The organism is Hyphomonas sp. BRH_c22, from assembly GCF_000961795.1.
In the GTDB taxonomy this organism is placed as follows: domain Bacteria; phylum Pseudomonadota; class Alphaproteobacteria; order Caulobacterales; family Hyphomonadaceae; genus Hyphomonas.
Window position 1 is genome coordinate 1 of record NZ_LADU01000084.1, and the last position, 12,163, is coordinate 12,163.

The 12,163-nt window shown below is 62.5% G+C and carries 13 protein-coding genes; 5 read left to right on the forward strand and 8 right to left on the reverse strand.

Going from position 1 to position 12,163, the window contains the following annotated elements:
- Positions 1-88: 88 nt before the first annotated feature.
- The 8 genes from thrC to coxB form a co-directional block, all read right to left on the reverse strand.
- Positions 89-1,474 carry a threonine synthase gene (thrC, locus tag VR74_RS10730; RefSeq protein WP_045696658.1) on the reverse strand — a complete coding sequence of 462 codons (1,386 nt, stop codon included), beginning with the start codon at positions 1,472-1,474 and terminating at the stop codon, positions 89-91.
- Positions 1,471-2,163, reverse strand: coding sequence for an SURF1 family cytochrome oxidase biogenesis protein (locus tag VR74_RS10735; protein WP_045696660.1), 693 nt, complete (start codon positions 2,161-2,163; stop codon positions 1,471-1,473). Before VR74_RS10735 ends, thrC begins: the two co-directional genes overlap by 4 nt.
- A 90-nt stretch (positions 2,164-2,253) precedes the next feature.
- Positions 2,254-3,132, reverse strand: coding sequence for a cytochrome c oxidase subunit 3 (locus VR74_RS10740; protein WP_045696662.1), 879 nt, complete (start codon positions 3,130-3,132; stop codon positions 2,254-2,256).
- A gap of 77 nt (positions 3,133-3,209) precedes the next feature.
- Positions 3,210-3,788 carry a cytochrome c oxidase assembly protein gene (locus tag VR74_RS10745; RefSeq protein WP_045696664.1) on the reverse strand — a complete coding sequence of 193 codons (579 nt, stop codon included), beginning with the start codon at positions 3,786-3,788 and terminating at the stop codon, positions 3,210-3,212.
- On the reverse strand, positions 3,785-4,096 hold the full coding sequence (locus tag VR74_RS10750) for a hypothetical protein (protein WP_045696665.1): 312 nt from the start codon (positions 4,094-4,096) through the stop codon (positions 3,785-3,787). The genes VR74_RS10745 and VR74_RS10750 overlap by 4 nt, the downstream gene beginning before the upstream one ends.
- Positions 4,097-5,050 (reverse strand): heme o synthase, encoded by a 954-nt coding sequence (gene cyoE, locus VR74_RS10755; protein WP_045696720.1) that lies wholly within the window; start codon positions 5,048-5,050, stop codon positions 4,097-4,099.
- A gap of 115 nt (positions 5,051-5,165) precedes the next feature.
- Positions 5,166-6,848, reverse strand: coding sequence for a cytochrome c oxidase subunit I (ctaD, locus tag VR74_RS10760; protein ID WP_299950182.1), 1,683 nt, complete (start codon positions 6,846-6,848; stop codon positions 5,166-5,168).
- A 25-nt stretch (positions 6,849-6,873) separates the two neighbouring features.
- The gene (gene coxB, locus VR74_RS10765) at positions 6,874-7,848 is read right to left on the reverse strand and encodes a cytochrome c oxidase subunit II (RefSeq protein ID WP_045696722.1); all 975 of its coding nucleotides are present in this window, start codon (positions 7,846-7,848) and stop codon (positions 6,874-6,876) included.
- 154 nt (positions 7,849-8,002) lie between these two features.
- On the opposite strand from coxB, the gene VR74_RS10770 reads away from it, so the two are divergent.
- From VR74_RS10770 to VR74_RS10790, 5 genes are all read left to right on the forward strand, one after another.
- Entirely contained in the window at positions 8,003-8,557 is a 555-nt protein-coding gene (locus VR74_RS10770) for a tetratricopeptide repeat protein (protein WP_045696668.1), read from the forward strand.
- A 113-nt stretch (positions 8,558-8,670) separates the two neighbouring features.
- Positions 8,671-8,835 carry a DUF1328 domain-containing protein gene (locus VR74_RS10775; RefSeq protein ID WP_045696670.1) on the forward strand — a complete coding sequence of 55 codons (165 nt, stop codon included), beginning with the start codon at positions 8,671-8,673 and terminating at the stop codon, positions 8,833-8,835.
- A gap of 38 nt (positions 8,836-8,873) precedes the next feature.
- Positions 8,874-10,085, forward strand: a complete 1,212-nt coding sequence (locus VR74_RS10780) for an AI-2E family transporter (RefSeq protein ID WP_299950183.1) — start codon at positions 8,874-8,876, stop codon at positions 10,083-10,085.
- A 47-nt stretch (positions 10,086-10,132) separates the two neighbouring features.
- Positions 10,133-11,536, forward strand: a complete 1,404-nt coding sequence (gene tldD, locus VR74_RS10785) for a metalloprotease TldD (protein WP_045696672.1) — start codon at positions 10,133-10,135, stop codon at positions 11,534-11,536.
- A gap of 123 nt (positions 11,537-11,659) precedes the next feature.
- Positions 11,660-12,091 (forward strand): rhodanese-like domain-containing protein, encoded by a 432-nt coding sequence (locus VR74_RS10790; protein WP_299950185.1) that lies wholly within the window; start codon positions 11,660-11,662, stop codon positions 12,089-12,091.
- The last annotated feature ends 72 nt before the right edge of the window (positions 12,092-12,163 follow it).

Genomic DNA, 12,163 nt, shown 5'->3' on the forward strand with positions numbered 1-12,163 from the left:
GCCGCCCAGTCCTCAAAGTCGCTCTTGCGGGGCGGTTCGAGGACAAGGCGCTCGCTGGCAATCAGTGTATCGCGCTGGGTGACGGCCATCAGGGGACCGTCTGTATCTTGGCTTCAATCGCACCGCGCACAGCGGACAGGTCGGCCGGCAGGCGGTCGAAGACCTCGCCCCGCGCCAGCAGCGTGCCGCACCGGTGGGGCAGCGGGGCATCGAGACCCGTGGCCTCCTTCACCGTTTCCGGGAACTTGGCCGCCGCCGCCGTCGCCAGCACAACCGTCGCGACGTCGCTGCGCGGCAACTGGCGCGCCCGGAACGTGCCGACCGCCGTGTGCGGGCAGATCAGCCAGCCCGTCTCGGATTCAAACCGGGCCATTTCCGCCAGCGTATCGGCGTTGCTCACGGTCGCAGCCGTGATGCCGACACAGCCCAGCCGGCCGATGGCCGCCTCCGGCAACGCGGCTTCACCGGCCTGCTTGTAGCGGTCATAAACGCTGCGCACGGCGTCGCCGTCCCGGCCTGTCGCCTCATACAGAAGCCGCTCGAAATTCGACGGCACGGAAATATCCATGGCCGGGCTCGGCGTCGCAACCGCCGGGGCGCGTGACATGACACCGGTATTGAACAGGCGCGCCAGCGCGTCATTCTCATTCACGGCGCAGGCGATCTCGAAGCCGCCCGTCATCAGGCCGCAGCGCGCGGCGACATAGCCGGCCAGCGCGTCCCCCATGTTTCCGCTCGGCACGACGAAGCGGATCTTTCCGCCGAGCGCGGCCTGCGCCGTTGCATAGTAAACAGACTGCGCTGCAATCCGGGCCCAGTTGATCGAGTTGACGCCCGACAGGCCCACGCCGTCGGCGAAAGCCTTGTCTGCAAACAGCGATTTGACGATTGCCTGGCAGTCGTCGAAGTCGCCATCGACAGCCAGGTTGGTCACATTGGACGCCCCGGTCGTGGTCATGAACAGGCGCTGGACGGGCGAAATGCGCTCATGGGGATGCAGGATGAACAGGTCCGCATGCCGGGCGCCAGCAAAGGCCGCCGCCGCCGCGCCGCCCGTATCGCCGGATGTGGCGCAGACGATGGACAGGCGCTTGCCGCTCTTGCCCAGCATGTAGTCGTAGAGCTGGGCGATGATCTGCATCGCCACATCCTTGAAGGCCAGCGTCGGGCCGTGGTGCAGTTCCATCAGCCAGAGGCCGGGACCGGCCTGCGTCAGCGGGGCAACCGAATGGTGGGCAAAGCTGGCATAGGCGCGCTCGCACATGGCCAGCATGTCGGCCTCGGGAATCGCATCGCCCGCAAAGGCGGACAGGATGCGCGCCGCGACCTGCGGATAGGGCTCATCAGGTCCGGCCGGGGCGATTTGCGGATAGGTTTCCGGCACATAGAGGCCGCCATCGGGGGCGAGGCCCGCTAGGCAGGCGCCGACGAAATCAACCGGTGCGGCCTGTCCGCGTGTCGAAACATATTTCACGCATCGCTCCCTTTACGAAATCTCAGGCGGCCCTGCTGGTGATGGAAGGCGAGATACACGCCGATCAGCGCCATGGCGAGCCCCCACCAGGTGATCGCATAGCCAAAATGGCGCTGTGGCGGCAATTCGCTGTCGGCGCGCACCCTGGCGAACGGATTCTCTCCCACCATGGTGCGGCCATTCTCGGTCAACCGGATCGTTTCAGGTTCGAATACGCGCCCGTCTACACGACCCGCCAGATCGGCCGGCAGCACAGCCGCCAGGACAGCCGGATCCAGCGTGTAATAGATGCCGGTCTGGGGACTGTCTTCACCGCTGAACGCGTTACGCCCGCGCGGCACCTGGTAGAGACCGCGCGCCGCATAGCGCAGGCCCGCGCTGCAATCGGGCCCTTCGCACGGACTGGGCGGTTCGACCTGGTAGATGATCTCTGTCGGCGTGAAGACCACGTCGCGCCCGGTATCAATGGCCACCACACGGCGCCAGGCCGCATTGGCGTCAACGTATGCGTAGACCATGGTCTCGCTGCCCTGGATCACCGATCCATCAATCAGGGCCCATTCCGGCTCGGCCTTGTCGAGCGCCATCTTTTCGGTGAAGCGCCCATACTGCCAGTTTCCGAGCCAGACGAGGATGACCAGGCTGGCCAGCGTGAACAGCGTAAGCACGGGAAGCGGACGGAAGGTCATGGCGGGTCTCGGGCCTTTTATGAAAAAGGCCCGCCGGGCGGTTTGACGCGCCGGCGGGCCTGGGTTCGGATCAGGTTCGCGTGAAGGCGCTTACTTGCCGCCTTCCATGATGAGGTAGGGCGCAACGTAAACGAACGCGAAGAGGAACAGCCACACCACATCAACGAAGTGCCAGTACCAAGCCGCGAATTCGAAGCCGAGATGCTTGGTCGGCGTCATGCCGCCCATCATCAGGCGTAGCAGGCAGATCGCGAGGAAGATCGTTCCGATCACAACGTGCGCGCCGTGGAAGCCGGTGGCCATGAAGAAGGCCGACCCATACAGCGTGCCGTCATAGGTGAAGCCGGCATGGCTGTATTCCAGCACCTGCAGGGCGGTGAAGCCGAGGCCGAGCAGCACGGTCAGCAGCAGGCCGAGCTTGGCGCCCGACCGGTCACCATGCTGGAGCGCGTGGTGGGCCCAGGTCACGGTCGTGCCGGACAGGAGCAGGACCAGCGTGTTTATCAGCGGCAGGTGGAAGGGGTCAAACGTCTCGACGCCGGCCGGTGGCCAATCGTTGAACTTGGCCAGAGCGTCGGCATAAAGCGGGTTGGTTGCGTCCCATGTGCTGCCGGTGCGGGCCGACTCATAGATCGTGAACTCGAAGAAGCCCCAAAACCAGGCGACGAAGAACATCACTTCAGATGCGATGAACAGGATCATGCCATAACGAAGGCCAATGCTGACAACCGGTGTATGGTCGCCGATCGCACCTTCCTTGGCCACTTCGCGCCACCAGCCGGTCATGACCCAGATGACCATGGCAAAACCGATGGCCAGCAGCCACCATGTCCCGGCTTCAAGGCCGAACAGGCCCTTCATGTAGGTCACACCGCCCACTGCCAGCACGATCACGGCCAGGGAACCGAGCAGTGGCCACGGGGAGGGATTTACGAGGTGGTAATCGTGTTTGACATCGCCGCTGGACATGGCTTGGAAAACCCCTTGAAATTATCACGTATAGCTTTGCGCTGTTTAGCCCGCTCCGCGCCGGAAACGCAACAGTCTCAGCCCGGCGAGGCCGAATTCGCCGCACCCCGGGCTTCCTGGCTCAGCGGGCCCTTGTAGGTCGAACTGTCGAAAAACGTGTAGCTGAGCGTGATCGTTTCGAGCTGGCTGGCGACATGATCTTCGATCACATCAGGCGAAATGAAGTAGACGACCGGCAGTTTCTTTGATTCGAACGGCGCGATCACGCGCTCCTCGAAGCAGAAGCATTCCAGCTTGTAGAAATACGGCCCGGCAAAATGCGGCGTCACATTATAGCTCGCGATGACGCGAATCGGTTTGTCCGTCGGGTTCTCGACTTCATAGAAGGCGAGTCCGTGCTGCCCGATCTTGACCGTCTGTTCGCGCTGCAGCGGACGGAAAATCAGTGCCGTGTCCGCGACGTTCGCATCGAAGCGCATGGTGATTTCCTGATCGAGGATCGTATCCGGCGCGCGTGTCGCGATCCGCGTCGTGCCGCCGAAGCCCGTGATTTGGCAGAAACTCTTGTAGAGCGGCTCGGCCATGAACGCGAGCCCAAGCATGGCCAGGAAGACGCCGCCGGCGATCAATCCGATGGTGAGGTTCGAGAGTTTCATTCGGGCGCCTCTTCGGGCTCAAGTCCGGCGGGCGGAGCCGCCTGTTCTTCGGTCATGCCAGGCGGCAGGGCCGGCGCTTCCTGCAGCGGCGCGCGGGCCTTCTTGTTCGGGCTGTAATAGAAGCTGGCACCCTCGCTCAGATCGGTACTCGACAGGCGGATGACGGTTGTGACACCGACCAGAACGACAAAGCCGAACAGCGCCAGGCCGAGCCAGATGTTCCGCTTGTTGCGCGCGGCGAGCGCTTCAGGTTCCAGCCTGGCCGCGGGCGTAAACTCCCCGGCATAGGGTTCTTTCTCGTCAACCATCTAGAAGCCCTTCACAGCGAAAAACAGGCCGGTCGCATGCTCGAAAATCACAGCAGCAAAGACCAGGAACAGGTAGAGAATCGAAAACAGGAACATGGACTTTGCGAGCTTCTTTTCCGCATCGCTGCAACCGGCATCGCCCGCATTCGACCGGAACACACGCACGGCATAGGACAGGAAGACCAGGCCAAGCACACCGGCCGTCACCGCATAGATCCAGCCGCCCAGGCCCGTCAGCACGGGCGTCAGCGCCAGTGGCACGAGCAGGATCGTATAGAGCAGCATCTGCAGGCGGGTGGCCTTGGCGCCATGGGTTACCGGCAACATCGGCACGCCCGCCTTCTCGTATTCGCCATGGGCCAGCAGGCTGAGCGCCCAGAAGTGCGGCGGCGTCCAGAAGAAGATGATCGCGAACAGGATCCACGCATCCAGCGGCATGTTGCCCGTCACGGCGGCCCAGCCGATGACCGGCGGGAATGCCCCTGCCCCGCCGCCGATGACAATGTTCTGCGGCGTCGAGCGCTTCAGCCACATCGTGTAGATGACGCCGTAATAGAAGATCGAAAATGCCAGCAGCGCCGCCGCGATCCAGTTCGAGGCAAGCCACATCAGCATGACCGACACGCCGGACATGATGAGGCCCATGGCCAAGGCTTCCTCGCGCGGCACCGCGCCGGAGGGGATTGGCCGGGTCGAGGTGCGCGTCATGATCGCGTCGATATCGGAATCGAACCACATGTTGATCGCGCCCGCCGCGCCCGATCCGAGCGCAACCGCCAGCAGGGCGATGGCACCCATTAGCGGGTTGACCGGCGTGCCGGTCACGCTGGCCGCAGCGATCAGGCCTGCTGCCGCCGTGAAGACGACCAGCATCATGATGCGCGGCTTCATCAGGTTCACATAGTCGCTCGCGGTTGCGTAGCGCCGTGCGGGTGTCGCGGGTGCATCTGTCATGGTCAAAGCCTTATGAGCCATTCAAGCGAAACGGCCCATACGCCTTTTCAGCGCAGGGCCGCCCGATTTTGTGTTGCCTGCCGGTGCCCGGAACCGGGCGGCCGGCGCGAGCGAGCTAGTGGCCGCCCTTGGTCGTGACGTGCGGCAGCTCGTTATACTGGTGGAATGGTGGCGGCGAAGGCAGCGTCCATTCCAGAGTCGTGGCGCCTTCACCCCATGGATTGGCGGCACCCTTGCGGCGGCGGATCATCGCTTCGGCAAGGCCAATGAAGAAGACCAGCGTCGCGACCAGCGTGATGGCGTAACCAACCGACGAGATATAGTGCCAGGTGGCGAAGCCGTCTGCAAAATCGATATAGCGGCGTGGCATACCCTGCAGGCCGAGGAAGTGCTGCGGGAAGAACAGGACGTTCGAGCCGACGAACATCAGCCAGAAATGCAGGCCGCCGATCATGCCATTATACTTGATGCCGAACATCTTCTCGAACCAGTAATACCACCCGGCGAAGAGGCCGAACACGGCGCCGAGCGACAGCACATAGTGGAAGTGCGCAACGACGTAATAGGTGTCGTGAAGCGCGTGGTCGATACCGGCATTGGCCAGCACGACGCCGGTCACGCCACCGACGGTGAACAGGAAGATGAAGCCGATGGCCCAGAGCATCGGAACCTTGAACTCGATGGAGCCGCCCCACATTGTGGCGATCCACGAGAAGATCTTGATGCCTGTCGGCACCGCGATGACCATGGTCGCCGCGATGAAATAGGCCTTCAGGTCGACGTTCATGCCGACCGTGTACATGTGGTGTGCCCACACGACGAAGCCGATCACGCCAATCGAGACCATGGCATAGGCCATGCCGAGATAGCCGAAGATCGGCTTCTTGGAGAAGGTCGAGACGATGTGGCTGATGATGCCGAAGGCCGGCAGGATCATGATGTAGACTTCCGGGTGACCGAAGAACCAGAACAGGTGCTGGAACATGATCGGGTCGCCGCCACCGGCCGGGTTGAAGAATTGCGAACCGAAATTGCGGTCTGTCAGCAGCATGGTCAGCGCGCCTGCAAGAACCGGAAGCGACAGGAGCAGCAGCACGGCCGTGACCAGAACGCCCCAGGCGAACAGCGGCATCTTGTGCATGGTCATGCCGGGGGCACGCATGTTCAGGATGGTGACGATGAAGTTGATAGCGCCGAGGATGGACGCGATACCAGCCGTGTGAAGCGACAGGATAAGCAGGTCCATGGCCGGGCCGGGGTGGCCGGTGGTCGACGAGAGCGGCGGATACAGGACCCAGCCACCGCCAAAGCCGTTACCGGACGAAGTGCCAGGTACCGTCATGGAGATACAGGCCAGCACGAAGGCGGCCACCGTCAGCCAGAACGAAATATTGTTCATGCGCGGGAAGGCCATGTCCGGGGCGCCGATCATCAGCGGTACGAACCAGTTGCCGAAACCGCCGATCAGCGCAGGCATGACCATGAAGAAGATCATGATCAGGCCGTGATAGGTGATCACGGTATTGTAGAAATGCTTGGCTTGCGCGATGGCCGCGTCGCCCTGGGCACCTTGGAACTGCTCGACGATCCAGAGCATCGGACCGATGCCTGGCTCAGCCAGTTCCCAGCGGATCAGGCCGGACAGCGCATAGCCGACAATGCCCGCACACAGCGCGAAGATGAGGTAGAGGGTGCCGATGTCCTTGTGGTTCGTCGACAGGAACCAGCGCTTGAAGAAGCCTGGTGTGTGGGCGTGGTCATCGTGGTGATGGTCGAGGGCGATTTCATCCATTGGCATGGCGGATCTACTCTTCTCTCAAAGCTTAATTGTTAGCGGCGAGCTGCGTGCCCGTCTCAAGTGCGGCCATTGTGCGGACCGACGCAGCGGCGGCGTCATAGTCGCCGGCCAGCATCATCTGGGCCCAGGCATCAAACTGGGCCTGCGAGACGACACGCACCTCGATCGGCATGTAGGCATGGTCGACACCGCACAGTTCGGAGCATTGCCCGTAATAGACACCCGGCTGGTCCACGAGGAACCAGCCCTCGTTCAGGCGGCCTGGCACAGCATCGGTTTTGACGCCGAATGCCGGAACCGTCCACGAGTGGATGACATCAGCGGCAGCGGTGTAATAGCGGATGTAGCGACCGGCCGGGATCACCATCGGATAGTCAACGGCCAGGTTGCGCGGACGCTCACCCGTGTCGGTCGGATCCGCCGAAGTTCCCTTGTGGATACCGTTGGACACGAATTCCAGCGGGAAACCGTCGGCATCGACGATGTCAGGATAGGAATAGGTCCAGTTCCACTGGTTGCCCTGGGCCTTGACGTTGACGAAGCCCTGCGCGGCCGCATCCGGGAAATTGTTCTTGGTGTAGCGCTCGTACTCGGCCGATTTGCCGTCGGCGAGGAGCGCGGCTGATTCGGTCTGGATCTTCTCGAGGTTCGGCACAACGTCCTGATAATAGAGGTTCGGGAAGGACAGGCCGGCAATCGCGACAAGGATAAGCGCCGGAACAACCGTCCAGATCACTTCGATCAGCGAATTGTGGCTGAACTTCCGGGACACGGGGTTCGCCTTGCGGTTATAGCGCACCATCACCCAGACCAGCAGGACCGACACGAAGATCGTGATTGCCGTGATGATCCACAGGACATAGTCATCGTGGAAGAAGTGAATACGTTCTGCAATGCGCGTTGCAGCAGGCTGGAAGCCGAGCGCACCATCGACAGGCGTGGCAGCAAACGCCGGTGCAGCCAGTATTGAAGCGCACAAGGCGGCAATGAAGTGTCGCACGAAGGAATCCTCGTCTCGTTGGAATTGCTTCGCTGTATCTATATCAGACCGCCCCTGCAACCCAGCAGTTTTCGCGCTCAATATTGTCGCAGGCGCTCGCCGCTAACCGCCAATCGTGCTATTATTGCGAAAACAAAACATAAGGGAGACAATAATGAGGAATATAGTGGCATTCACTGCGATTGCTTTCCTTCTCTCGGCTCCGTTCGCATCTGCGCAGGTCTCGATCATTGGCGGCGGCATCGCCAAGGACTGCTATGAAGCAGCCAAATACCAGCGCACGTCGGCTAGCGAAGGCGAGAAAATCTGCACCCGCGCCATCGAATCGGAGCTGATGAACGTCACCAACAAGGCGGCCACATATACCAATCGGGGCGTTTTGCGCATGCGGTCCGGGCGGCTGGAGGCTGCATTGTCAGATTATGACATCGCCAAGCGTATGCGACCGGAAGAAGGTGCCACCTACCTGAACGAAGGCGCCGCCCACATCCTGCGCAAGGATTTCAATTCGGCCCTCGTGTCGCTCGACAAGGCGATTGAGCTCGATTCCCACGATCTCTACGCCGCCTATTACAACCGGGCGATCGCCAAGGAAAATACCGGCGACATCCAGGGCGCCTATTTCGATTTCAAGCGGGCCGATGAGCTGAACCCCGATTGGGATCTCGCCAAGCGCCAGATGGCCCGCTTCCAGGTGACGACGAACTAGGCCTTTCACGGGCGCTTTCAGTCCGCCGCGGTTCGTAAGTCATCGCAAGGCGTGGAACCAATGTCTGTGAGCGCCGTTTCCTTTCGACCACTCTCTGGAAAAGGAAACCAATCATGCTGCGCTGGGCCATCATCTTTCTCGTCGTCGCGCTTGTCGCGGCCGTTCTCGGCTTTGGCGGAATTGCCGGCACGGCCGCCGGCATCGCCAAGATCCTCGCCCTGATCTTCATCGTCCTGTTCGTCGTCTCGCTGGTCTTTGGCGGCCTTCGCAGGGGATGACCCCGGAATCATCCGAACGGTCGGATGAGCCCAAGCGAGTGCCAAGCCACCACAGCTGGGCGCTCGTTGGTATTTTCTGGATCATGGCCCTGAGCGTCCTGACCATCGCTCAGGGCCTGATTGTTCCCATCGTGACGGCCATGCTGCTGGCGCTGATCTTCAGCCCCGTACGCAGGGCCCTCGGCCGGATGGGCCTGTCATCGGGCGTGGCGGCGGCGATTATCCTGCTGACCCTGATCGGGACCGTGGGCACGCTCGGCTATTTCGTATCGGACGCCTTGAAAGACAGCCTTGCCGAGGCGCCCCACATGATCGCGGATGTCGGTGACAAGCTGAAGGAACTGACGGGCACCGTCCAGCCGGTCATGGATGCCTCCGAACAGATCCAGGACATGGCCACAAAGGAACCGGCGACAGACACGGTGACCATCCGTGAGCCGGGATTCCTGTCAGGGTTTGCTGACCGCATGCCGGTGATTGCCGGACAGATCGTGATCTGCCTGACGCTGACCTTCTTCCTGATTGCCTCCGGCAACCTGTTCTACGAGAAACTTGTGCAGGTCATGCCGACGCTGAAGGACAAGCGGCGGGCGCTGGCCGTGGCGCGGACCATCGAGAACCAGCTCTCGGTCTACCTGCTGACAATCACCCTCATCAATATGGGGCTGGGCGTCGCCATCGGCCTGACCATGTGGGCCCTGGGCATGCCGGATCCGCTCCTGTTCGGGGTGGCGGCATTCCTGCTCAATTACATCCCCTATATCGGGGCGATGGCGGGCGTGGGGATATCCTTTCTCGTCGGGCTGGTAACCTTTGACTCGGCGACGGCGGCGATCCTTCCGGCGGTGTGCTTCTGGGCCATGACCTCGTTCGAGGGCCAGTTCGTCACCCCCGTCATGGTAGGCCGGCGGTTGAGACTGAACGCTGTGGTCGTGTTCGTCTCCTTTGCCCTGTGGGCCTGGCTCTGGTCCTTCATGGGCATGCTGCTTGCCACCCCGATGCTTCTGACCATGAAGGTCGTGTCGGATCATGTCCCCAGCATGGCCTCCTTCGGCAAGTTCCTTGCCGACCGGGATGAGCTGTCGCGATCGGACCGGCGGATCCTGAAATACGTTTTCCGCCGTGACGTGCCCCTCGGCAAGCGGCAGGAAGCCCGCGAAGCGAAAGAGGCAGGAGAGGCAAAGGCGAACCTGCCCGCCCCGACCCTTCCGGACGCCGGACCCGGCCCGAAAGCCAATCTCACCGCTTGACAGGCTTTGCCCTTGCTGCGGGCGCCGATCACCCGCATTTAGGATGCATGACCCAGACCCAATTACCTTTCGATGTCGCCCGCGCTGCGGATATCCTGTCTGATGCTGTCTCTGGCGGCGACGATGGCGACCTGTTCATTGAACGCTCACGCTCTGAAAGTTTCATGTTCGATGACGGGCGGCTGAAGTCGGCCGCATTCGACACCGAACAGGGCTTTGGCCTGCGCGTCGTGGCAGGCGAAGCGCAGGGCAGCGGCTACGGATCGGAACTGTCGCTTGGCGCCATCACGCGCGCCGCGCAGACCGCCTCGCAGGCCAAGCGCGGCTATTCCGGCCGCCTCGCCGACGGCCCGCAACCGACCAACCGGCGCCTCTACGCGCCAATCGACCCGACATCGGCGCCAGATTTCACCGTCAAGACCGGCCTCCTGGCTGAAATCGATGCGTGGACACGGGCCCTCGACCCGCGTGTCGTGCAAGTGTCCGTCTCGCTCGCTGGCAGCCATCGCGAGGTCGATATCATCCGGCCCGACGGCGCCGTATTCTCTGAAGTCCGCCCGCTTGTCCGTCTCAACGTATCCGTGACGCTTGAGGAAAACGGCCGCCGCGAATCCGCCAGCGCTGGCGCAGGCGGCCGCGCGGCCTATGACGAGTGGATCCAGCCGGAACGCTGGCAGGGCATGGTCCGCCGCGCGCTCGGCAAGGCCTCGGTGAACCTCCAGTCGATCCCGACCCCGGCCGGCGTGATGGAAGTCGTGCTCGGCCCTGGCTGGCCCGCCGTGCTGCTGCACGAGGCGGTCGGCCATGGCCTCGAGGGTGACTTCAACCGCAAGGGCACCAGCGTCTATGCTGGGCGGATCGGCGAACAGGTCGCCGCCAGGGGCGTCACTATTATTGACGATGGCAGCATCGAAGCGCGTCGCGGCTCCCTGTCGTTTGACGATGAAGGCACGCCAACCCAGCGCACCGTGCTGATCGAGGACGGCATCCTGAAGGGCTATATGCAAGACCGCCTGAATGCCCGCCTGATGGGCGTCGCGCCGACCGGCAATGGCCGGCGCGAAAGCTATGAAGCGCAGACCATGCCGCGGATGACCAACACGGTCATGCTGGGCGGCGACAAGGATCCGGACGAAATCGTTGCCTCGATCAAGCGCGGCCTCTGGGCCGTGGACTTTGGCGGCGGCCAGGTCGACATAACGTCCGGCAATTTCGTGTTCCAGTGCACCGAGGCCTATCTCGTCGAGAACGGCAAGGTCGTCGCGCCGGTCAAGAATGCCACGCTGATCGGCCACGGGCCAACCGTGCTGCAGCAAGTATCCATGATCGGCAATGATTTCGCCATGGATGACGGTGTCGGCGTGTGCGGCAAGGCCGGCCAGTCGGTGCCGGTGGGGGTCGGACAGCCAACCCTCAAGGTCGGCGCCCTGACCGTGGGCGGCGCGGGATAAAATTCCTGTCATGATTAACGCTGACTCTTGCGGGCGCGCGAGGGTTTTGCCACTTTGTCGCCATAATAGGGCGCGCCGCCGTTAAGGATGCCGCGCCGGGTGGGTAAAGGGCGACGAAGACGGATGCGGCGGAAATTCCTGACTTTGGTGTGTGCAACCATTGGCCTGGGCAGCATGGCGATGGCCGACATCGGAACACTCTCGGCCGATACGGCTTTCCAGATGTCCCAGAAAGGCGAGCTCATCCTGATCGACGTGCGCACGCCCTCGGAATGGGCGATGACTGGCATGCCGCGCGACAGTGTCGGCGCGACGCTGCAGGATGCCGATTTCGTGGCCCGGGCCCGCGGGGCCGTTTATGGCGACCTCGAGCACCCGGTCGCGGTGATCTGCCGGTCAGTCGAGTGCTCGACAAAGGCGGCGCAGAAGCTCGTCTCCGAAGGCTTTGCCAACGTGTTCGATATTTCCGAAGGCATGGTGGGCCATCTCGGCGCCAGCGACGGCTGGATCAAGCGCGGCCTGCCAACCGATCCTTTCAATCCTCCGATGCGATAGCCTTGCAGGCAACCGGAACGGAAAAGGGCGGCCTTTGCGGGGCCGCCCTTTTGTTTTGGACCTTGGCGGTGT